This is a genomic window from Marinobacter sp. UBA3607 (assembly GCF_002375525.1).
In the GTDB taxonomy this organism is placed as follows: domain Bacteria; phylum Pseudomonadota; class Gammaproteobacteria; order Pseudomonadales; family Oleiphilaceae; genus Marinobacter; species Marinobacter vinifirmus.
The window spans coordinates 26,382-48,608 of record NZ_DFLY01000007.1 but is presented as its reverse complement, the minus strand read 5'-3'; the positions used below and the strand labels follow the sequence as shown (position 1 = coordinate 48,608).

Below are 22,227 nucleotides of genomic sequence, written 5' to 3'. Positions count from 1 at the left end.
TTTTCGAATACTTTCAATCGGTTATCGCTGAGGTTTTGCTCCGTTTCCGGCGTTGCCCCTCAAGCGAGATGCGCATTCTACAGACCTGGCCGCAGGAGTCAACGGCCAATTTGAAAAAATTCAGACTGGCCGTTCACCCTCCTTATTCAGGCAACAATTACCACCCGCGCGATCTTCTTCTTGCCCGCCTGGATAACGCAGTCATCACCTTCGGCAAACATCCGCTCGCCTTCAAACCGGGCACCATCGATATAAACAGCACCGCGACCCAACACATCCCGGGCGGCCGCGCCGTTCTTGACCAACCCTGCCAAACGCAGCACCGCCGGCATTGGCAGACCTTCCTGCCCTTCCAGCGAAACTTCGACTACCGGAACATTTTCCGGAATCTCACCCAGCGCCACCCGGTTGCCCGCCGATTTATGCGCAGTTTTTGCAGCTTCCTCATCGTGGAAGCGAGTGATCAACTCTTCGGCCAACACCTTCTTGTAGCCCTGGGGATTGGCCCCTGCCGCTACAGCAGCACGATATTCTTCAATTTCCGCCATCGGGCGGAAGCTGAGCAATTCGAAATAACGCCACAGCAATTCATCCGGCATGGACAACAGCTTGGTGTACATCTCACCCGGGGAATCACTCACACCTATATAGTTGCCCAGAGACTTGGACATCTTCTGGACGCCATCAAGCCCTTCCAGAATAGGTACTGTGAGAATCGCCTGCGGTTTCTGGCCATAGTGCTTCTGAAGAATCCGCCCCATAAGGAGGTTGAACTTCTGGTCGGTACCGCCGAGCTCGATATCGGCCTTCAACTCGACCGAGTCATAGCCCTGGATCAGCGGATACAGGAACTCGTGGATCGCAATCGGCTGCTCGGAACGGTAACGCTTGGTGAAATCATCCCGCTCCAGCATCCTGGCAACGGTGTACTGCCCCGCCAGCCGGATCATGTCAGCCGCAGACATATTGCTCATCCACTCGGAGTTGAACACAACCCGGGTCCTGGCGGGGTCCAGGATCTTGAACACCTGCTCTTTATAGGTGATCGCATTCTGGCGCACCTGCTCTTCGGTGAGCGGCGGGCGGGTAGCACTTTTTCCGGTCGGGTCACCGATCATGCCGGTGAAGTCGCCGATCAGGAAAATCACCTCATGGCCCAGGTCCTGGAACTGACGAAGCTTGTTGATAAGCACGGTGTGGCCAAAATGGAGGTCCGGCGCAGTGGGATCAAAGCCGGCCTTTACCCTTAAAGGGCGACCTTCCTTTAATTTTTCAACCAGTTCCTCTTCGGGAATCAGCTCGTCAATACCGCGCTTGATGATAGCCAACGCTTCGTCTAGTGATGCCATGAACCTTTTGTCCCCAGTTTTTAGGTGCAACAGGGCCTGCCAGTTACAGAGATCTACAAAAGAAATCTGCGCGTTACCGGCTCCCTTGGTAAAGTAGCCTTTGATCACAAATCGATCAGACTGTATATAATAAGGCTGGCATTATATCAGCGGCATAGCAGGTTGTACGACCAACCAAAGGCGCGAACTGTAATGTTGCGCACTGTCCTGTTTATGTCATATGCGGTAATCTGATGGTCTATACTTGAACTGGCGCTTTAATTAGCCGGCACAAATTACTGGAATACCGATTAAAACGGGTGAGCCACGTGCTGAAAAAATTTCCCAAGACACATATTACTCTGGCTGCAGCCGCCACCGTGGTTGTTACCACCGCTGCGCTCATGAGCCCAAGCGCCGACGTTGAAGCCCGGCGCATGTCTTACACCATCGACCTTGAACAGGGTGCCGCACTGGGCAACCCGGTTCCCATCAAACAAGCCATCAAACAACCGGAGCCTGCCGAAGCTGCCTCGGAAACCGCAGCTGAGACAGCAGAACTGCCGGCCACTAGCGAAGTGCCCGCGCTTGTTGACGCCGAGCCAACGCTGAACTGGAAAGAGTTTGATATCAAATCCGGAGAGACGCTGTCGTCCCTGTTCAAAAAGGCAGGCTTTAACGATGGCGTGATGCTTTCAGTCATTCACGGTGACGGCGAAGCCGACAAGCTTCAGCGCCTGTACGCCGGTGAGCATATCCGCTTCGGCATCGATGACGAAGGCAGCCTGGCCGCTATCGAATTGCAACGCAGCCTGCTGGAAACCCTGAAGATTGAAAAGACCGATTCCGGCTTTGTTGGCGAAACCGACATCCGCGAACCGGAAGCCCGTCCGGCGTTTGCATCCGGCGTTATCGATGGCTCCCTTTACCTGGCAGCCCGCGATGCCGGCCTTGATGACCGCCTGACCATGGAACTGGCCGGTATTTTCGGCTGGGATATCGATTTTGTTTACGATGTTCGCAAAGGCGACAGCTTTGAAGTGGTCTACGAAGAGCTGTATGTAGACGGTGAAAAGTTCAATACCGGCCGCATTCTGTCTGCCCGCTTTATCAACCGGGGCAAAGAAAACGTTGCCCTGCTGTACACCGACACCAACGGTGACAGCGACTATTACACGCCGGAAGGCCAGAGCATGCGCAAGGCGTTCCTGCGGGTACCGATCAATGCCCGGTTATCGTCGCCCTTTAACCTGCAGCGCCGGCACCCGGTTCTGGACGTGGTTCGCCCCCATGAAGGCACAGACTATGCTGCGCCTCCGGGTACACCGATCAAAGCCGCCGGTAACGGCCGTGTTCAGTTTGCCGGCTGGAAAGGCGGCTATGGCCGCACCGTTGTTCTCCAGCATGGTGACAACATTTCTACCCTGTACGCCCACATGAGCAAGCTGGGTAAAGGCATCAAGAACGGAACCCGGGTAAAGCAGGGGCAGACCATCGGCCACGTTGGCTCGTCCGGCATGGTTACCGGCCCGCACCTGCACTACGAGTTCCGGATCAATGGCGTAGCCAAGAACTCCCGGACCGTAAAACTGCCAGACGCCCAGCCGGTGCCCAGCACCGAAATGGCCCGCTTCAAGCAGTTTACCGAACAGCGCCTGGCGCAGTTCAATGTGTTCCGCGAAAGTGGCCGCCAACTGGCATTCGCTTCGGATAACTGATCATGACATTCTGGCTCGGCCTGATGTCAGGCACCAGCATGGACTCAGTCGATGCTGTGCTGGTGTCCTTCGGCGAGCCAGGCGTAAACATCCACAACACGCTCTCCCTGCCTTACCCTGAACAACTTCGCCACCGCCTGCTGCAGGCGGTGCGCAATCAGGCCGACCCGGATGAAATTGGCGAACTGGACACCCTCACCGGCCAGCACTTTGCCAAGGCCGCCAACGACCTTATCCACCAGTCCGGAGTCAACCCGCAAGAGATCCGCGCCATCGGCAGCCACGGGCAGACTATCCGCCACCAACCGTCCGGCGCCGCGCCTTTCTCCATGCAGATTGGCAATGCCGCCTGGATTGCCGAGGCCACCGGCGTAACTACCGTTGCCGATTTCCGTTCGCGGGACATGGCCGCCCATGGCCAGGGTGCCCCCCTGGTTCCGGCCTTTCATCGCTGGCTGTTCGGTTCGGCGCAGCAGGATCGCTGCATTTTGAATCTTGGGGGCATTGCGAACATCACCTGGCTCCCTGCCGGGCAACGCAAACCGGTTATCGGTTTTGATACCGGGCCGGCGAACGCACTGCTCGATGCCTGGTGTCTGGACCAGACCGGTCGCCACTATGATGAGAACGGTCACTGGGCCCATGAAGGTGCCACTAACCCGGACCTTCTGGCCAGCCTGTTATCAGATGCCTATTTCAGCAAGGCTCCGCCCAAGAGCACCGGCAAGGAACGCTTCAACCTGGACTGGATTCACACCCACCTCCAGCGTTTTCCGGATTTGCCACCGGAAGACGTGCAAAGAACCCTGCTACAACTGACCATAACCACCATCCTCCAGCAACTGCCCCAGGAGAATGCCGATATGGCAGTGTTCGCCTGCGGCGGCGGCACCTTCAATCCGGTATTGATGAATGAGTTGAGACTGGGTTTGGGGTCGGTACACCTGGCCACAACTGCAGAGCTGGGGCTGGATCCGCAATGGGTGGAACCGGTAGCGTTTGCCTGGCTGGCCCGGCAAACCATAGCCGGCCTGCCGGGAAATCTGCCTGAGGTAACAGGCGCTTCAGGGGAAAGAATTCTGGGCGCGATTTACCCGGCCTGAATTCTCAGATAGAGAAGGAACTACCACAACCGCAGGTGGAACTGGCGTTCGGGTTTTGTACCACGAACTGAGAGCCCTGCAGCCCTTCCTGGTAATCGATGGTTGCGCCAACCAGGTACTGGTAGCTCATGGAGTCCACCAGCAGTTTCACGCCGTCCCGCTCGATCACCGTATCGTCGTCTTCCTGGTTCTCATCAAACGAGAAACCATACTGGAATCCGGAGCAACCACCGCCCGTAACAAATACGCGCAGCTTGAGACCAGGATTCTCTTCTTCCTCGATCAGCTCACGCACTTTGGCAACGGCGTTGTCACTGAAGAACAACGGGGTGGCCATTTGTTGGACTACACTCAAGATCTGCCTCCGGCAACGTATGACTGACTCACGATTATGGTATTCCTGACTAAAACAATCAACTATTCGGATTTACCCTCATCGGCTTCGGCCTTTGCGCCGTCATGAGTCAGCAGGCCACTGTTTTCCGTTTCCCGAACCAGGTTACCGTTTACCGAAGCCCCCATGGCCATTTCGACCAGCTTGTAATAGACATTACCGGTAATCGACGCTTTTTCGGCCAGCTCAAGGTGGGCAGAGGAACGCACGTCGCCGTTCACCCCGCCATTGATGATGATGTGCGGGGCAATCACATCGCCGGTAATCTCGCCAACTTCCGATACCCGGACTACCGCGTCGCTGCCTTCCTCGGCAATGACCCGGCCGCGAATCTTGCCGTCCACATGCAGGCCACCGGAAAAGTGCACATCACCTTCGATGGTGGTCCGGGACGAGATCAGGGTATCGAACTGCCCGGTCGCGCGGCGCGGTTTCTGTTTTTTCTTGCCCATCATCTATTCAGTACTCCGCTATCTGTTGCCAGTCGAAGGTGCGTTCAGCCTGTGACGCCTTGCGCCCTTCAGCCTGAGCCACTACCTGGATTTCAAGGGGTTCAAAGTTTTCAGGAAGCATCAGGCTACCTTCCACATCTTGAAAATACCGGAACCGGAATGCCACGCCGAGGTCTTCGATTTCATCGGACAGGTCCCGCAGCGCGATCACTTCTTTTTCGCCGTCAAGGTTACCGATAACATTCACCGCCACAACCCCGGAAATGTAGCTTTTGTTATCTCCCACCTGGGTCAGCACCAGCTTGAAATCGAAGGCCCGGTTGTCCCGCCCGGGCAGCAGGGTAAAGCGGTCTACCTGCAGGCCCTCGGCCGTTTCTGAGGGTGCCATGATGTTGCGGTAGAAGGTCAGGTCCGCTTCCAGCTCGGAAATCCGGGTTTCCAGGTTGACCATGGTGTTCCGGGCTTCCCGGAGCGCGTGCTCGTCAATCGCCCGACCCCGCTCCAGGTTGACCATGTTCTGCCGGGCCTCACGATATTGGCCCCGCAACGTCTCTACTTCTTCCACCAGTTGCTCGCTGGATGCCTCGACCGAAGACAGCCGAAAGCCGCCCTGAGCCAGCCCGGCCACGTAGCCTGCCACGGCAGCAACCACGGTAAAGGTGAGCAGAATCACCGTCCGGCGCAGGCGGTGGCCCGGCCGGTGGCGGATAACAACATATTCTTCGGAAGGTTTACGCGTGTCGCTCACAACTCAGAGCCTCAGGGCAGCAATGCCGGTGCTTGCAGCCCCTGGGTCTCATCCAGGCCAAACATGATATTCATGTTCTGTACCGCTTGCCCGGCGGCACCCTTCACCAGGTTGTCGATCACCGAGGTTACAATCACGATGTTGCTCTGTTCCTGGCGGTGCAGGGCCATACGGCAGCTGTTGGCGCCGCGCACACTGCGGGTTTCCGGGTGGCTGCCGAAGGGCATGACATCCACGAACGGCTCGTTGCGGTACCGCTCTTCATACAGCGCCTGCAGGCGGTCGAAATCGGCGGCATCAGACAACTCGGCGTACAGTGTTGCTTCAATACCGCGAATCATCGGCACCAGGTGGGGCACAAAGGTAACACCCACGCCGGTTCCTGCGGCCTGGCTCAGGCCCTGACGGATTTCCGGCAGGTGACGGTGCCCGGAAGCACCGTAGGCCTTGAAGCTTTCCCCGACTTCACCATGCAACATGCCGATCTTGCCCTGCCGGCCGGCACCGCTGGCACCGGACTTGGCATCGGCAATCAACCGGGACGGATCCACCAGCCCGGACTCCAGCAAGGGCAGGAAGCCAAGCTGCACGGCTGTCGGATAACAACCGGGATTGGCCACCAGCTGCGCCTGGCGGATTTCATCACGAACCACTTCCGGCAGGCCGTAAACGGCTTTCTCGGCCCACTCCGGGCTTTCATGGGGCATGCCGTACCAGTCGGCCCAGACATCCAGGTCTTTCAGGCGGAAATCCGCCGAAAGATCCACCACCCGCACGCCGGCTTTCATCAGCTCTGGCACTGCGCGCATGGCTACACCGTGGGGCGTGGCGAAGAAGACCAGGTCGCACTCCGCCAGTACCGCGGGGTCCGGCTCGGAGAAAGCCAGGTCATAGTGACCACGCAGGTTGGGGTACATATCAGCCACCGGCATGCCGGCTTCTGAACGGGACGTGATGCAGGTAACTTCCGCTTCCGGATGAACTGCGAGGATTCTCAGCAGTTCCACACCTGTGTATCCGGTACCACCCACAATGCCTGTCTTTATCACACTAATCTCCAAGGTGTTCTGGCCAGAATTTGCCTGTAGTCTACCATGATAATCCAAGGACTTATTGCAGCCTTCAGACCCGGAGCTACAATGTCCGCCCAAACCCATTGACCAAGCCGTGTCAGCAACCGGAATCCCGCGCCAATGCGTAGTATCAGGCAACAGATTACCGAACACCTGATCCCCGTTTTCCGGCGGAGACTGTCCGGTGTGGATGCCCTGCCCCAACTGGCAGTTCTGGGCCTGTTATCCGGCATTGTCACCGGTGTGGTCATCCTGCTGTTCCGCCTCGCCATCGAATGGCCGCTGGAGCACTTCCTGCCGGGGACCGGTTCCGAGAACTTCGAGCAACTGGATATCCTTACCCGGGGCCTTTTGCCCCTGGCCGGCGCGCTGGGGCTCGGGCTGCTGCTGCACCGGCTCGCCATCCACGATCGCAAGGTCGGGATTGTGCACATCATGGAGCGCCTGAATTACCACCAGGGATACATTTCATTCCGCAGTGCCGTGGTGCAGTTTGTCGCCGGGGTGGCGACCGTGGTCAGTGGCCAGTCCGCCGGCCGGGAAGGCCCGGCGGTGCACCTGGGGGCTGCGTTTTCCAGCCTGCTCGGCCAGTGGATGCGCCTGCCCAACAACAGCATTCGTACCCTGGTGGCCTGTGGCTGTGCAGCGGCCATTTCCGCCTCGTTCAACACGCCCATTTCCGGCGTTATCTTCGCCATGGAAGTGGTGATGATGGAATACACCATTGCCGGATTTACCCCTATCATCCTGGCCGCTGTGAGCGCCGCCATTGTCACCCAGGTGGTTTACGGTTCCGAACCGGCGTTCAGCGTGCCTGCCCTGACCATGAACTCGATGCTGGAAATTCCCTGGATTATCGCCATTGCGGTGATTATCGGCATTGCTGCAGCGGCGTTTATCCAGCTGGTGGACAGCATGGGGCGTTTCCATCACCGGCCGGTGCTGTTGCGCATTGCCATGGCCGGCCTGCTGATGGTGCCTTTTGCTGTATTCATCCCGGAAACCATGGGCATCGGCTACGACACGGTCAGCCAGACCATTCACGGCGAACTGGCGTTCTGGCTGCTGCTCGGAGTGGGTGCCGCCAAGCTGATCATTACCGGCATTTCCATCGGCCTGGGCATGCCCAGCGGGGTGATCGGCCCCACGGTGTTTATGGGCGCCACCCTCGGCGGTGCCATGGGGCTGATCGGGGCCCAGATTTTTCCGGAGCAGGCATCATCTGTGGGTTTCTACGCCATGCTGGGAATGGGCGCCATGATGGGAGCCGTGCTGCAGGCTCCGCTGGCGGCCTTGATGGCGCTCATGGAACTTACCCGTAACCCGAATATCATACTGCCGGGCATGCTGATCATTACCACCGCCAGCCTGGTAACCAGTGAAGCCTTCGGCAAGAAATCGCTGTTCCTGACGATCCTGAAAAGCCAGGGGCTCAGCTACCAGAACTCCCCGGTGATCCAGGCCCTGCGCCGGGTTTCCGTGGGCGCCATCATGGACAGGAGCATTCTGCGCACAGAACGGGAACTGACGGTTGAGGAAGCCAGGAAGGCGCTCAAGTCCGAACCCAAGTGGCTGTTGATCGACGGAAGCAACGGCCCCACCGCACTGCTGCCGGCGGTAGACCTGGCCCGCTACCTTGAAGACACCGCCAAGCAGGTGGCCGAAGAAGGTATAGAGGCGCCGGAGACGGTTGACCTGATGGAGATTCCGGCTAACCGGCGGGACGTTGCCCCGGTACAATACCAGGCCACGCTGGAAGAGGCGCTGCACGAGTTCGACAGTTCCCAGGCCGAAGCGCTATACGTACAACGCCATGTGGCTCCGATGATCCAGCGGGTTTATGGTGTGGTACTTCAATCTGATATCGAAAGTTATTACCAATACCGACGGAGCTGAGCGATGCTGTGGGTTAAAGCCTTCCACATAATTTCCCTGGTGTGCTGGTTTGCCGGCATCTTCTACTTGCCCAGGCTGTTTGTGTATCACGCAGCTTGCGAAGACAAGCCCGGGCAGGAACGCTTCAAGATCATGGAGCGCAAGTTGTACCGCGGCATTACCACACCCTCGATGATTGCCACGGTGATCTTCGGTGTATGGCTGCTCAGCTATAACGTATCCGGTTATTTCAGCCAGGGCTGGTTACACGTAAAGCTGTTACTGGTGACCCTGCTGATTGTCTACCACTTCTATTGCGGCCACCTGGTGAAGGTGTTCCGTGATGACAAAAACCACCGCAGCCATGTGTTCTACCGCTGGTTCAACGAAATCCCGGTATTTATCCTGCTGGCCGTGGTGATCCTGGCCGTTGTTAAACCTTTCTGAGGAGGCACAGCATTAACAATTACACCCGCCCCCACGTTCTTGTACTGTCTGGCCTGGATCCTTCCGGCGGTGCCGGCATCCAGGCTGACATCCAGGCCATTACTTCACTGGGCGGCCACCCGTTACCGGTTGTTACCTGCCTGACGGTACAAGATACCCACAACGTGTATGGCGCCGAAGCCGTTGACGCCCAGCTGATCCGCCAGCAATTGCAGTGCCTGGACAAGGACATCACCATCCACGCGGTAAAAACCGGAGCCCTGGGCAACGCCGCCATTGTCGCTGTACTGAAGGACTTCCTGGACAGCCAGGATGACGAACTGCCCCTGATTGTCGATCCGGTCATCAAGGCCGCCGGTGGTGGCGACCTGGCCGATGACGAGCTGGTCCAGGCCATGAAGGACAAACTGTTCCCTCGCGCGGAAATGATCACCCCGAACGGCGAGGAGCTGACACAACTCGGCGGCAGCGATGATGCCGACCAGGCCGCCTTGAACCTGCTGCAAGCTGGCTGCCGTTCCGTACTGGCAACCGGCGGCCACGGCACCGGCATTCACATTACCAACACCCTGTACAACCACTCCCCGGAACCCATGCACTGGGAAGTCGAGCGGGTTGGCAGTAACGAATACCACGGTACGGGTTGCACCCTGGCTGCCGCCATTGCCACCGGGATGGCCAGTGGGTTATCAGCCCGGGCGTCCATCTCCCAGGCCCAGAACTATGTACACCGCACGCTGCTGCATGCCCTCAGCGTGGGCCAGGGCCAGCGAATTCCGGATCGGGGCATCCTGTGGGAACGCTGAGCCAGAAGCTGCAACCGGGGCTGTATGCCATCACCGACAACCGGCTGACGCCCCCGGAAACCCTGCTGGATTCCGTTGAAGCCGCGCTGCGCGGTGGTGCCGTGCTGGTGCAATACCGGGACAAGGGATCCTCGTCTGCAGAACGGCTGCGCCAGGCTACAGACCTCAACAGCCTGTGCCGCAACGCCGGCGTACCCCTGTTGATCAACGACGACCCGCAGCTGGCACACCGGGTTGGCGCGGCAGGCGTTCACATGGGCCAGGACGACGGTGCTCCGGACGAAGCCCGGCGCCTGCTGGGCCCGGAGGCGATTATCGGCATCACCTGCCATCATCGCCTTGAACTGGCCCGGGCAGCAAAATCCGCCGGCGCCGATTACCTGGCCTTTGGCCGCTTCTACAACTCGGGCACCAAGCCCGGCGCGCCGGCGGCCGAAGCAACCGTGTTGACCGAAGCGAAAACACTGGCCTTGCCGATTACCGCCATTGGGGGCATAACCGCCGATAACGCCGAGCCGCTGATTCTGGCCGGCGCAGACCTGCTGGCCGTGGTCGGCGGTCTGTTCGGCGGCACTCCAACCGAGATTGAAACCCGGGCAAAGCAATTCTGCCAGCTGTTTGCCCGGCACCATCCGCTTTACACACATTCCGACTGACAGGAGCTCACTGTGACTCATTCTGAAGATCTGTTTGAACAGGCCCAGAAATACATTCCCGGCGGCGTTAACTCTCCGGTGCGGGCATTCCGTGGCGTGGGCGGCACCCCGGTGTTTTTCAACCATGCCGAAGGCGCCTACCTTTACGATGAAGACGGCAAGCGCTACATCGATTACATCGGCTCCTGGGGCCCGATGATCCTGGGTCATTCTGACCCGCGCATCAAAGCGGCACTGCACGCCCAGGTCGACCTTGGCGTTGGCTACGGCGCGCCTACCGCCATCGAAACCGAGATGGCCAAGAAGGTGTGCGAACTGGTGCCGTCCATTGAACTGGTGCGCATGGTCAACTCCGGCACCGAGGCCACCATGAGTGCCATCCGCCTGGCCCGTGGCTACACCGGCCGCGACAAGATTGTGAAGTTTGAAGGCTGCTACCACGGGCACGTGGACTCGCTGCTGGTGAAAGCCGGTTCCGGCGCCCTGACCCTGGGCGTGCCCAACTCCCCGGGCATCCCGGCCAGCCTGGCCGAGCACACCATTACCCTTACCTACAACGACATCGACAGTGTGCGGGAAACCTTCAAGGAGATCGGCGACCAGGTTGCCGCGATCATCGTGGAGCCGGTGGCCGGCAACATGAACTGCATCCCGCCGGTCCCGGGCTTCCTGGAAGGTTTGCGGGAAGTGTGTGACGAGCACGGCACCGTACTGATTTTCGACGAAGTGATGACCGGTTTCCGAGTTTCCCTCGGCGGAGCCCAGGGTTACTACGGCATCACCCCGGACCTGACCGCACTGGGCAAAGTGATCGGTGGCGGCCTGCCAGTCGGCGCCTTCGGCGGCAAGCGGGAAATCATGGAGCACATCTCTCCGCTGGGCCCGGTTTACCAGGCAGGCACCCTGAGTGGTAACCCGCTGGCCATGACCGCCGGCCTGACCACCCTGAATGCCATTTCCGAGCCCGGCTTCCACGACAAACTGATCGAGAAAACCAACAAGGTGCGGGACGGCTTCAAAGCTGCAGCCGACGAAGCAGGCATTCCGCTGGCGGTTCAATCCGCCGGCGCCATGTTCGGTTTCTTCTTTACCAAGGAAGACTCCGTTACCCGCTTTGACCAGGTCATGGAGTGTGACGTAGAGCGCTTCAAGAAGTTCTTCCAGGGCATGCTGGCCGAAGGCGTGTACCTGGCACCGTCTGCGTTCGAGGCAGGTTTTGTGTGTGCCGCGCTGTCTGAAGAAGACATCGAGTTCACCATCGCCGCTGCGCGCAAGGTGATGGCTACCCTGTAACGGGTAAGCAATCAGTCCCGGCCCGGGTCATCATCGGGCCGGGGCAACCTGTTGCTTTCAGAATACCCCTTCCAGCGAGACCGTCAGCGTATGCCGGTCGTAGTCATACCGGTCAATTCCACTGTCCTGGTTGCGATACAGCCACTGGTTGCGCACCAGCCACTGCCGGTTCAGCCAGTATTCCGCCATCAGCCCCAACTCCAGACGGGTGTCCTTCCGCCTGCGCTCCACCAACACATCCTGTTCCAGCCACTGGTGTGGTGAATCATAGCGGCTGTGCCGCAGCGCGCTCTCTGCGCCTACCAGCACATCCGGGTGTAACGGGTATATCGCCTCGATGCCGATTTCATGGTGGCGGGGCGAGACACTCACCACATAGCCTTCCTGGCTGAAATTGTCCCGGTTGTTGGACTCCCAGCGGTAGAAACCTTCAAGCAACCAGCCCGCAAGGGTCCGGTCCGCCCGGGCTTCAAACAGATACCACTGGCCATCGTAGGCGCTGTATCCGGGGCCGCCGTTTACCTGCTCTGCCGCCAGCTCAAAGGAACAACCGTGCAACAGGGCCGCCCCAGTACAGGCATCGGTGCGGGCCAGTAACGCTAGGCCGGCCCGGGTTTCCAGTTCATCGCCGCCGAGCCAGGCTCTGGAGCCGCCCCCACGCATTCCCAGTTCCCAGACATCGACCACCTGCAAAGCGGTTATCCGCGCCTGCAGTACCGAGGTGTCATAGTCGCTGTCGTGGTGATAGTCCTGGCCATAGAACACACCATCCCAAACCAGTCGCCAACGCTCCGTGGCCTGGTAGCCAAGGCTGCCAGCCGCCACCAGCTCGGCAAAGGCGCTGCCGCGATTACTGGGAGAATCCTCGGGCACCCCGGCCATGTTGCTGTCGTAGCCCAGACCCGCAGAGAGATAGCCCTGTCGGGCCAACATGGACTGTTGCCGGGAAGCGTTGTCCTGAACTGAAAGGTCCGCAAGCTGGCGCTCCGCAAGCTGCCGCACTTTATCCGGTGCGTCATCGGCTGCCGCCTGGCCAAACCAGTCGCGGGCCGGTCCGGGCTGGCCCTCAGCCAGTGCCACCAATCCGAGGTTATAACGGGCCAGGGCCTGACTGTCGCCATTCAGTAACGTCGAAAAATGATTACGGGCCGCGGCATAGTCTCCGGTTTTGTAGCAGACCACGCCCAGGTTGTAGCGGAGTGCGGGCGTGTCGGCACCCAGCGCCAGCGAGCGCTCAAAGTGCTCCCGGGCCAGCGGGTAATTGCCTTCGCGGAATTGTTCGATACCGGCGGTCATCGCCTGCCCGGCAGAGGTATCGCCACTGGCACAGGCAGCACCGGCCAGTGCCAGCAGGCTCAGAACAAGCAGGAATCTGAACAACAGGAAACCCCGAGGCTAGTGATTAGCAGATAAGCCCGGGTATGGCCGGGCTGTCAGGGCTTTGAGGTTACCATAAGTGAGAAATTACGGACGTGACGATTGTGGCGGCATATCCGGTTTGCGCTCGCGGGCATCCAGAGCCGGCTGTGGCAGCCGGTCAATTGCCGGTTCCGGCTTTTTTTCCCGAGCTTCCCTGGCCCGTTCAGATACTGACTGGCCAAAGTCGCGGCCACGCTCGCGGGCATCTTTTGACACTTCACGCCCCGGAGCATCCGGACGAGCCCGTCCCTGGTCGCCTGCCTTGCGCTGCAACACCGGTAATTCCGGCAGGCGGATTTCGCGGGTAACCGAGTTGGTCAGGTCTTCGCTGTCTTCCACCATACGCATGGTGACATCCAGGTCATTCGCCGCAGCTAAGGGCGCCACAACCAGCAAACTGGTGGTCAGCAGCCAACCGCCAAACGTTATATTTTTACCAACACTCATGTTGCCGGTTCCTCCTGCTCATTGGGCACACTGTTACCGGGATGCTGGGGCACAACCGCCCGGAACACCTTCTGTCGCCCGTTGGCATCCAGTTCTGCAATCAGCTCACCGGCACCGGGAAACAGGATTTTCAGGGGCAGGGCCAGCACGTTATCGCCCTGTTCAAGGCTGACCTGCCAGCTAACCCGGTGCTGGCCCGGCAATCCGGACAGTTCCACATGGGGCGGCAACGCCAGGGTAAGCGTGACATTATCCAGGGGCTCACCGGCCGTGAAGGCCAGCCGTACCGTTCTGTCCACGGGCTCCGGCATCGGGCCAGCACTCTGCTCCTCCGGTGCCGGCTCACTGGCCAGTTGCGGCACAGGGTCCGGCTCCGGCATTCCACGCCCCAGCATCAGCCCGAGTACCAGGGCGGCAGCTACCGCACCACCCCAGGCCAGGTGAACCTTGCGGCCCTGACCGGAACCGGATGCCGCGGCCAACACCCGGCTTTCGAAATCCGTCGAAGCAGCCGGTACCGCATAGCGACTGGCCAGCTCATCCTTCAGGGCTGCTTCGATCTCTGCCTGCCGGGCACAGGACTGGCAGTGTTCCAGGTGCGCGCGCACCTGCTGCGCCTCCCCGGAAGCCAGCTGATTCCTGACAAAGCCAGGCAATTGTGATCGGATTTGCGAACAGGACATAGTCATCACCTCACAGTTCCTGACGCCCGGAACCGGGTTCCGGTTCCATGCATTCCTGAAGAAATTTTCGCAGGTTGGCCCGGCACCGGTGCAAGCGGGATTTTACCGTTCCCACCGGCACACCCAGCACCTCGGCAACATCTTCCTGGCGCCAGCCATCCACATCGTGCAGCAGCAACAACGTGCGCTGATCCGGTGACAATCGTGCCAACGCCTTGTCCAGCATCGGGCCCAGCTGCGCCTGTCCCAGGGCCAGTTCCGGTGAATGGTCGTCCGCTTCCAGTGAATCCAGCCAGTCTGACTGGCTGTCGGCATCCATCAGGTCACTCACCGGCTGATCCGCCTGGCGACTCTTCTTGCGCAGGCCATCAATAAACTGCCGGTACAGAACCCGGTTCAGCCACGGGCGCAGCTGGTCTACGGATTCGAGTTCATCAAGCCGGGGGTAAAGTTTGACCACCACATCCTGCACAAGGTCTTCGGCATCCTGGCTGTTGCCGGTCAGTCGCCAGGCGAAGCTGTGCATAGCTTGCAGGTGCGGCTGCACCATACGCTGAAAACGCTTCTGGGCTGAGGGACGAAACGGAAGGATTGCCAAAAAACGACTGCCTGGTTGCGGTTTCGGGAAGCGCGCAGTCTATAACAGCTGCGCCCGCCATGCACTTGCCACGCATTATGGCCAAAGCATGTGCAAATGTTAATCAAAGTAATGGAACCCCACCCGCAACGGCTTCGTGAGATCAATACTGGCGACCACAACGCCGGACTTACAACGGAAAGAATACAAACCGGAGGATTTATGAAGAATTCAACCAAGGTATTCGCAGTTTCCGCCCTCGCCGGCGCCCTGGCTGCCTGCGGTGGCAGTGGCAGCGACGGAGGCAGTACCGGACAAACAGGTACAGTTTCGGTGGGGCTGACGGATGCGCCCGCCATGGATCTGAGCAGCGTGCATATCGCGTTCAACACTATCCGCCTGAAACCCGCTGATGGTGACTGGTTGGAATTCAGCCTTGAAGAGACAGGCACCCTGGACTTGCTGACGCTTCAGGGCGGCGTAACCGAACCGCTGATCACTAACGAAGAAGTGCCTGCTGGCGAATATGAAGAAATCCGCTTGATTGTAGACACCGAAAACTCCTGGGTGACCAAGGAGTCCGAAGGTGATGCCCAGTTCACACTGGCCGTTCCGTCCGGTGAGCAGAGCGGCCTCAAACTGAAAGGCGGCTTTGTGGTTGCAGCCGATACCAGCACCAGTTTCACCATCGACTTTGATGTGCGGAAATCTATCGTAGATCCGAAAGGAAATGCGCTGGCCGACTTTATGCTGAAGCCGGTTCTGCGCCTGGTAAACAATCTGGAAGTGGGCACGCTTGAGGGCGAGGTAGATTACGCCCAGATCCAGTCAGTCCGAATGGAAGGTGCTGATCTGGCGACCTGCAGTGCAGACTACGAAGGTTCAGTGTACGTCTATGAAGGCGCTGACGTAGATCCGATTGACCTGAACGTCGAGCGTGACGGAGCCAACCCCCTGATGGTAGTACCGGTTAAAGCCCAGGACGAAGGCACTTTATACGACTGGACTGCGGCATTCCTGACTGAGGGACTGTACACCGTCAGCTACAGCTGTCAGGTCGATGATAACCAGGTGGACGATACCATCGAGTTTGAAGGCACCCAGACCCTTGAAGTGGTTGCCGGAGAAACCACCGTGGCCGACCCCATTCCGCTGCAGCCCTGATTACGCTGCAGAAAGACCCGAGGCCACGGATGGCCTCGGTTACAACGCCCGGGCCCGATCCTCGGCCTGGCTGGCCCCCGCAACATTTCCCCTCGCCCGACGGATATCCGCCAGCAACAGCCAGCCTGAACGCTGCTGGCTTGAGTTATTGCCCGCCAGAGACAGCCCTTTCAGGGTGAACTGCTCCGCCGCTCCCAGGTTGTCACCGGCCACATAGGCTTCTGCCAGCTTGAAATAGACCTCTGCCGAACGGGGCGCGATTCGCTGTGCCCGCTCCAGACTGGAGATTGCTCCGGCAGAATCCCCTTGTTGCAAACGCTGGTCGGCGTCCCGAATCAGGGTTACCGCCGCTGCCGGCAGGGCGTCCCCGGATTCCCGGTAGCTAGGGGTACGGGACGGCTGTTCCGGCTCGCTCACGGCGGGCTCTTCGCTTTTGCGCCAGACGCGAGGCTCCGGCTCCTGTTCAGAATTCTGCTCAGGCTCCGCAGTTCTCGGCGGCTCGGGTGCCCGGGAGGGTTCGCCGCCGCCCATCGGCACATAAATGGAGCCACCACCGGGGCCGCTGGCACAACCCGCCAGGGCCAGCGCCAGGGCAAGCGGTGCGAAACGGATACTGGTTACTTTTATCATTGGAACAATCCTTCAAACCAACTGCGAATTTGCCGGCCGATATTGCCGTTGCAATCTGTGCTCATTACCGGCTCGCTGCCGGTGATAAATGGCACCAGCCGCGCATTGGCACAGCCCTCACCGGTCAGGGCCTGGGCCTCGGCATCTACCCAATGATACTGCACGCCGTCCGGCATTACCGGTGAAAACCCGTGCTGGGGAATCTGCGACATCATCGATGACCACACCGGCAGCGCGCCAGAGGCGCCGGTCAGAACCGTTGGCCCGTTGTCGTCACGGCCCACCCAGGCCACCGCCAGCAAGTCGCCGCTGAAGCCGGCAAACCAGGCATCCCGGCCATCATCGGTGGTGCCGGTCTTACCGGCCAGGGTGAGCTGGTCAGGCAAGGTATAGTAGGCAGAGCGGCCGGTGCCTTCCTGCATGGTTTCCTGCATGGCGTACTGCACCAGGTGCACGGCGGCCGGGTCTGCCACCTGGTCTACTTTCAGGTTGTAGCGGGACAACGGCTCGTTATCGGCATCGGTCACTTCCCGGATGGTGCGCAAGGGGGTGTTGAAACCGCCGGTGGCCAGGCCCTGATACAGCTGGGCCACATCCACCGGAGCCAGGGACACAGAACCCAGTAGCATCGACGGGTAATCGGATATCGGCGTGGTCACCCCGAAATCCCGGAGTGTTTGCTGAACATTCGGAATGCCGATATCCAGCCCCACCCGCACCGCAGGCAGGTTATAGGATTTGGACAGGGCCAGGTGCAAAGGCACTTCGCCGCGCTCTTCCTTATCAAAGTTTTTCGGCTGCCAGAGCCGGCCGTCATCGAATTCCAGGGTGAACGCCTGGTCTTTCACCGGCGTGATCAGCGTGTAGCGATCCGGCTGTTCCAGGGCGGTCAGGTAAACAAACGGCTTGATCAGAGAACCCATCGGCCGGTGGGCATCCACCGCCCGGTTAAAGCCGGCAAATTGCGGATCCTTGCCACCCACCAGTGCCAGCACCTCACCGGTATCCTTTGCGGTAACCACCAGTGCGGCTTCCAGTTCATCCGCATTGGCCAGTTTCGGCAGGGTTTTGCTGACCGCTGTTTCCGAAGCATGCTGCACCGCAGGGTCAAGTGTAGTGAAAATACGCAGCCCCTCACTCTGCAGGTCTTCCTGCTGGTAATCCCGGGCCAGGTGCCGGTGCACCAGGTCGATGTAGGCAGGGTAACGGTTCTCGGTAAACGAAGGCTTTGCGCTCACACCCAGCGGACGTGATTTCTGCTTCGCCAGCTCCGGTTCGGCCAGCAGCCCGGCCTCGGCCATTTCATCCAGCACCAGGTTCCGGCGCGACGTGGCCCGTTCCGGGTGTCGGCGAGGATTGTAATAGCTGGGGCCCTTTACCATACCAATCAACAGTGCCAGCTGGTGCGGGGCCAGGTCTTTCAGGCTTTCACCGAAATAGAACTGGCTGGCCAGGCCGAAACCATGAATGCTGCGGGTGCCCGCCTGCCCCAGATACACTTCGTTCAGGTAGGTTTCCAGGATGTCGTCTTTGTCGTAATGCAGTTCCAGCAAAATCGACATCAGGGCTTCGTTGCCTTTACGAACCAGTGTCTGCTCCCGACTCAGGAAGAAGTTTTTCACCAGCTGCTGGGTCAGGGTACTGCCGCCCTGAACAATCCCGCCCGCCTTGATATTGGCCAGCATGGCCCGGGCAATGGACAGCGGCGCAACGCCAAAGTGATCGTAGAAACGGCGGTCTTCCACCGCCATCAGGCCCAGCGGCAGCAATTCCGGAACCTCTTCCAGTTGCACCAGTACCCGGTCTTCCCGATGGGCCGGGTAGATACCCCCAATGCGGGCCGGTTCCAGCCGCACAATCGCAGCCGATGGCCCCGCCAGTACTGAGAACGAGCTGACCCGGTCGCCACTCACCACCAGCGATAACCGGCGCCGGGCTTCTTCACCGTCCGGGAACAGGAAACCACGGGTACTGATGACAAAACGGCCACCATTACGCTGATAAGTGCCGGCCCGCACGCCATCACCCGACCGATAACCGGACAGCTCCAGTTCACGCACCAGGCTCCCTGCGCTTACGCTGGCGCCGTCATACAGTTCCAGTGGCCGGGCATACACCCGGGATGGCACCTCAAAGCGCCGGCCTTCGAAACGGGAGGTGACCACCGCATCCAGGTACACCATCCAGCCGGCAAGCAACACCAGCCCCAGGGCACCGGCCCGGAGCATGAAACGCCAGAAGCCGGATTTCTGGTTTCCGGAGCGGGATTTGGGAGATTTTTTACGGGAAGAAGATGATTTACTCATGCCGCGATTATAACGAAGCCACATGGGCGACCGGCAGGCCTGTAATGTGTTATTTCTGTAATCTGCCCGCTATGATAGGCCAAGAAAAATCAACGAGTTCAGGGAACCCAGGAGAACAATGTGAGCGAGAACGCCCCGGATACACTGGTGAAGGCACTGCAGAACCCGGAATTGTACGACCACCCGGTGAAGGATTTCCGGGTTATCGAAACCCATATTTCCCAGGTTCTGCTGACCGGCGACTACGCCTACAAAATCAAGAAGCCCATGGATTTCGGCTTCCTCAATTTCTCAACCCTCGAACGCCGCAAACACTTCTGCGAAGAGGAGCTTCGGCTTAACCGCCGGCTGGCCTCGGAGCTTTACCTGGATGTACTGCCCATCACCGGCAGCCCGGAGCAACCGCAAATCGGCGGTGCAGGCGAGCCCTTCGAATACGCCATCCGCATGCGCCAGTTCAATCAGGACGAGCTGTTCGACCGTCGCCAGGAACGGGGCGAGCTGACGGCCGAGCTGCTGGCCAGCGTGGCAAGGCAGGCTGCACAGTTTCACGACAGCCTGCCCCCCATTACCGATGACAAGCCCCTGGGCACACCGGAAGCCGTCTACGCCGCCATGCAGGAGAACTTTGACCAGGTCCGCCCCCTGCTGACCGACAAGGCCCTGCTGACCCAGCTGGACGCCCTGGAAGACTGGACCCGCACCACCTTTGAACGCCACCGCGAGCTGATCGCCAGCCGCCGGGCCAACGGCCTGGTGCGGGAGTGCCATGGCGACCTGCACCTGGCCAATATCACCGTATTCAACGACAAGGTAACGGTGTTTGACTGCATCGAATTCAACGAGCCGTTCCGCTGGATTGATGTGATTAACGACCTGGCCTTCCTGCTGATGGACCTGGAATCCCGGAACGAGCCGGCGCTGGCCAACCTGGTTCTGAACACCTACCTGGAATACCGCGGCGACTTCGAAGGGCTGGCACTGCTGCCCCTGTACAAAGCCTACCGCGCCATGGTGCGGGCCAAGATTGCCCTGCTCACCATGGGCAATCCGAGCCTGAACGAGCAGGAGCGGGAAGAACTGATGCAGCGCTATCGCGGCTACGCCCAGCTGGCGGAAAACTACGGCGCCATTCCCAATCACTACCTGCTGGCCACCACCGGGCTTTCTGCCAGCGGCAAGACCTGTGTGAGTGCCGCCATGGCCGGCGAGTTGGGGCTGATTCGCCTGCGTTCGGATGTCGAGCGCAAGCGCTTGCATGGCCTGGGGCCGCTGGACAGCAGCAAGTCAGGCCTGGGTGAAGACCTGTACAGCCCGGAAGTGACAGAGCAAACCTATCAGCACCTGGCGAACCTGGCCGGTGACCTGCTGGCCTCCGGCGCCTCCGTGATCGTAGATGCCGCCTGCCTGAAGGAACATGAACGCAACCTGTTTGCCAGTGTCGCGGAAAACCAGGGCGTGCCCTTTGCCCTGCTGCACTGCGAAGCACCGGAACAACTGCGCCGGGAATGGGTGCGCAAACGCAAAGGGGATGCCTCCGAGGCTACCGAAGAGCTGCTGGATGCCCAGCAAAGCTGGTTCGAACCCCTGACCACGGAAGAGAAAACCCACACCGTGCACCTGCACACCGAGCAGGAGCATGTGGCCGAGGCAGTGGCAGACCGTATCCGCCAGCACCTGGGCCTGGCTCCGGCCCAGTAAGCCCTCAGGGTACCGGTCAGGGCTCCAGGTTGACCGGTACCGCCTCTGTCAGGTCCAGCCGGCCGGTGGGATTACCATCGTCACCGGCCAGGGCAGGCCGATAAGCCACCACTTCCACCCCCGCTTCACAAGCCTGGCGCAGTAACTGGCCATAACGGGCGTCGATGTGGTCTGCCGGGCGTACTTCTTCGATACCGGTGTGGTTCACCAGAAAGAACAGCACCCCACGGTCGCCCTTTGCCACCTGCGCCATCAACTCACGCAAGTGCTTCTGCCCCCGCTCGGTGACCGCATCCGGAAAATAGCCCCGCCCGCCTTCGGCCAGGGTGACATTCTTGACCTCCACCCAGGCATCCGGCTCGCTGGCATGGCCGGAGAGCAGCAGGTCAATCCGGCTTTTTTCCTCACCGTACCGCACTTCGCTACGGACCGTACTGTACCCGGCCAACTCCTCTACCACGCCGCTTTCAATGGCATGCCGGGCCTGGGCATTGGGCCGCGCCGTATTCACACAGGCCAGCACCCCGGGTGAGGTTTCCACCAACTCCCAGGTGTATTGCAGCTTGCGCTTGGGGTTGTCGCTGCGGCTGAGCCACACCCTGGCGTTCTCCGGCTGGCACCCCAGCATGGAACCGGTGTTGGGACAGTGAGCGGTTACCTCCTCGCCACCGGGCAGGCGGACATCCGCCAGAAAGCGTTTGTAGCGCCGGATCAGGCGCCCTTCCACCAAAGGTTCAGGAAACTTCACGTGATCTCCCCATAAAGTCGGCGTTACAGGGCTGGCACCCCCGTAACTTATCTGCTATTTTCCGCAAACTCCCGATTCAGGACGAATGCTTTATCCAGGGTTAAACCGCGCAGCCACGCTGGCGCGGCGGAAGCAAAGCGTTCTTGTGAAGTACAAACAAGAGGCCGGGTTCAATGGCAAACACTGCAGAACAACCACGCGAACGTTTTACCAACTTCACCCCTTATGAAATGAAGAAGGGTGAAGAGTATATGAGTGCTGACATGCTGCAGCACTTCAAAGATCTGCTCCTGCAATGGAAACAGGAGCTGATGGAAGAAGTGGACCGCACCATGCACCATATGCAGGAAGACGCCGCAAACTACGCGGATCCCAGCGATCGCGCAACCCAGGAAGAAGAGTTCAGCCTGGAACTGCGCACACGGGACCGTGAGCGTAAACTGATCAAGAAGATTGACCAGACCATCGACCGCATCGACAAAGACGACTACGGTTTTTGCGACCAGTGCGGTGTGGAAATCGGTATTCGCCGGCTGGAGGCCCGCCCGACAGCCACGCTCTGCATCGACTGTAAAACCCTGGCAGAAATCCGCGAGCGCCAGACTGGCATCTGATCACGCCTCAATGGCCGGCAGCACCCGCTGCCGGCCAGATGACTC

22 protein-coding genes are annotated in these 22,227 nt (G+C 59.7%); 10 read left to right on the top strand and 12 right to left on the bottom strand.

Features of this window, described 5'->3' with window-relative positions; translation table 11 throughout:
- Positions 1-146 precede the first annotated feature (146 nt).
- Positions 147-1,349: a tyrosine--tRNA ligase gene (gene tyrS, locus B2589_RS01680; protein WP_286815415.1), complete on the bottom strand. Its 1,203-nt coding sequence runs from the start codon at positions 1,347-1,349 to the stop codon at positions 147-149.
- A gap of 308 nt (positions 1,350-1,657) precedes the next feature.
- Between tyrS and B2589_RS01675 the strand changes: the two genes are divergently transcribed.
- Positions 1,658-3,046: a peptidoglycan DD-metalloendopeptidase family protein gene (locus B2589_RS01675; RefSeq protein WP_286815414.1), complete on the top strand. Its 1,389-nt coding sequence runs from the start codon at positions 1,658-1,660 to the stop codon at positions 3,044-3,046.
- Between the two features lie 2 nt (positions 3,047-3,048).
- Positions 3,049-4,149: an anhydro-N-acetylmuramic acid kinase gene (locus B2589_RS01670; RefSeq protein ID WP_286815413.1), complete on the top strand. Its 1,101-nt coding sequence runs from the start codon at positions 3,049-3,051 to the stop codon at positions 4,147-4,149.
- 4 nt (positions 4,150-4,153) lie between these two features.
- Here the strand turns inward: B2589_RS01670 and erpA are convergent, their stop codons facing one another.
- The 4 genes from erpA to argC all read right to left on the bottom strand — a co-directional run bounded on the left by erpA (position 4,154) and on the right by argC (position 6,792).
- Positions 4,154-4,486 carry an iron-sulfur cluster insertion protein ErpA gene (erpA, locus tag B2589_RS01665; RefSeq protein WP_022990255.1) on the bottom strand — a complete coding sequence of 111 codons (333 nt, stop codon included), beginning with the start codon at positions 4,484-4,486 and terminating at the stop codon, positions 4,154-4,156.
- Between the two features lie 80 nt (positions 4,487-4,566).
- Positions 4,567-4,998 carry a bactofilin family protein gene (locus B2589_RS01660; protein WP_286815412.1) on the bottom strand — a complete coding sequence of 144 codons (432 nt, stop codon included), beginning with the start codon at positions 4,996-4,998 and terminating at the stop codon, positions 4,567-4,569.
- Between the two features lie 4 nt (positions 4,999-5,002).
- Positions 5,003-5,743, bottom strand: coding sequence for a DUF6776 family protein (locus tag B2589_RS01655; RefSeq protein ID WP_022990253.1), 741 nt, complete (start codon positions 5,741-5,743; stop codon positions 5,003-5,005).
- 11 nt (positions 5,744-5,754) lie between these two features.
- Positions 5,755-6,792, bottom strand: a complete 1,038-nt coding sequence (gene argC, locus B2589_RS01650) for an N-acetyl-gamma-glutamyl-phosphate reductase (RefSeq protein WP_094625268.1) — start codon at positions 6,790-6,792, stop codon at positions 5,755-5,757.
- A gap of 144 nt (positions 6,793-6,936) precedes the next feature.
- On the opposite strand from argC, the gene B2589_RS01645 reads away from it, so the two are divergent.
- The 5 genes from B2589_RS01645 to hemL are packed head-to-tail and all read left to right on the top strand — an operon-like array spanning position 6,937 to position 11,893.
- Positions 6,937-8,712: a chloride channel protein gene (locus B2589_RS01645; protein ID WP_286815411.1), complete on the top strand. Its 1,776-nt coding sequence runs from the start codon at positions 6,937-6,939 to the stop codon at positions 8,710-8,712.
- 3 nt (positions 8,713-8,715) lie between these two features.
- Positions 8,716-9,138 (top strand): protoporphyrinogen oxidase HemJ, encoded by a 423-nt coding sequence (hemJ, locus tag B2589_RS01640; RefSeq protein WP_058339886.1) that lies wholly within the window; start codon positions 8,716-8,718, stop codon positions 9,136-9,138.
- Positions 9,139-9,182: 44 nt separating this feature from the next.
- Positions 9,183-9,944, top strand: coding sequence for a bifunctional hydroxymethylpyrimidine kinase/phosphomethylpyrimidine kinase (gene thiD, locus B2589_RS01635; protein ID WP_167373025.1), 762 nt, complete (start codon positions 9,183-9,185; stop codon positions 9,942-9,944).
- Positions 9,941-10,600: a thiamine phosphate synthase gene (thiE, locus tag B2589_RS01630; protein ID WP_058340004.1), complete on the top strand. Its 660-nt coding sequence runs from the start codon at positions 9,941-9,943 to the stop codon at positions 10,598-10,600. Before thiD ends, thiE begins: the two co-directional genes overlap by 4 nt.
- Before the next feature lie 12 nt (positions 10,601-10,612).
- Positions 10,613-11,893, top strand: a complete 1,281-nt coding sequence (hemL, locus tag B2589_RS01625) for a glutamate-1-semialdehyde 2,1-aminomutase (RefSeq protein WP_286815410.1) — start codon at positions 10,613-10,615, stop codon at positions 11,891-11,893.
- A gap of 57 nt (positions 11,894-11,950) precedes the next feature.
- Here hemL and B2589_RS01620 read toward each other — a convergent pair whose 3' ends face one another.
- The 4 genes from B2589_RS01620 to B2589_RS01605 form a co-directional block, all read right to left on the bottom strand.
- The gene (locus tag B2589_RS01620; protein WP_286815409.1) at positions 11,951-13,273 is read right to left on the bottom strand and encodes a tetratricopeptide repeat protein; all 1,323 of its coding nucleotides are present in this window, start codon (positions 13,271-13,273) and stop codon (positions 11,951-11,953) included.
- An 84-nt stretch (positions 13,274-13,357) separates the two neighbouring features.
- Positions 13,358-13,759, bottom strand: coding sequence for a hypothetical protein (locus B2589_RS01615; RefSeq protein WP_022990245.1), 402 nt, complete (start codon positions 13,757-13,759; stop codon positions 13,358-13,360).
- The gene (locus B2589_RS01610) at positions 13,756-14,448 is read right to left on the bottom strand and encodes an anti-sigma factor family protein (protein ID WP_286815408.1); all 693 of its coding nucleotides are present in this window, start codon (positions 14,446-14,448) and stop codon (positions 13,756-13,758) included. Before B2589_RS01610 ends, B2589_RS01615 begins: the two co-directional genes overlap by 4 nt.
- A 4-nt stretch (positions 14,449-14,452) precedes the next feature.
- Positions 14,453-14,992, bottom strand: coding sequence for an RNA polymerase sigma factor (locus B2589_RS01605; RefSeq protein WP_286815407.1), 540 nt, complete (start codon positions 14,990-14,992; stop codon positions 14,453-14,455).
- Positions 14,993-15,241: 249 nt separating this feature from the next.
- On the opposite strand from B2589_RS01605, the gene B2589_RS01600 reads away from it, so the two are divergent.
- Positions 15,242-16,183, top strand: coding sequence for a DUF4382 domain-containing protein (locus B2589_RS01600; protein ID WP_286815406.1), 942 nt, complete (start codon positions 15,242-15,244; stop codon positions 16,181-16,183).
- Positions 16,184-16,222: 39 nt separating this feature from the next.
- Here the strand turns inward: B2589_RS01600 and B2589_RS01595 are convergent, their stop codons facing one another.
- Together B2589_RS01595 and mrcB are read right to left on the bottom strand one after the other, a co-directional pair.
- On the bottom strand, positions 16,223-16,813 hold the full coding sequence (locus tag B2589_RS01595; RefSeq protein WP_286815405.1) for a tetratricopeptide repeat protein: 591 nt from the start codon (positions 16,811-16,813) through the stop codon (positions 16,223-16,225).
- Positions 16,810-19,119, bottom strand: coding sequence for a penicillin-binding protein 1B (gene mrcB / locus B2589_RS01590; RefSeq protein WP_339649606.1), 2,310 nt, complete (start codon positions 19,117-19,119; stop codon positions 16,810-16,812). Before mrcB ends, B2589_RS01595 begins: the two co-directional genes overlap by 4 nt.
- A gap of 120 nt (positions 19,120-19,239) precedes the next feature.
- Between mrcB and B2589_RS01585 the strand changes: the two genes are divergently transcribed.
- Complete coding sequence (locus B2589_RS01585; RefSeq protein WP_286815403.1) at positions 19,240-20,820, top strand: AAA family ATPase; 1,581 nt, start codon at positions 19,240-19,242, stop codon at positions 20,818-20,820.
- A gap of 16 nt (positions 20,821-20,836) precedes the next feature.
- On the opposite strand, the gene sfsA is transcribed toward B2589_RS01585, so the two are convergent.
- The gene (sfsA, locus tag B2589_RS01580; RefSeq protein WP_286815402.1) at positions 20,837-21,568 is read right to left on the bottom strand and encodes a DNA/RNA nuclease SfsA; all 732 of its coding nucleotides are present in this window, start codon (positions 21,566-21,568) and stop codon (positions 20,837-20,839) included.
- A gap of 173 nt (positions 21,569-21,741) precedes the next feature.
- On the opposite strand from sfsA, the gene dksA reads away from it, so the two are divergent.
- On the top strand, positions 21,742-22,182 hold the full coding sequence (gene dksA, locus B2589_RS01575) for an RNA polymerase-binding protein DksA (RefSeq protein ID WP_022990237.1): 441 nt from the start codon (positions 21,742-21,744) through the stop codon (positions 22,180-22,182).
- The last annotated feature ends 45 nt before the right edge of the window (positions 22,183-22,227 follow it).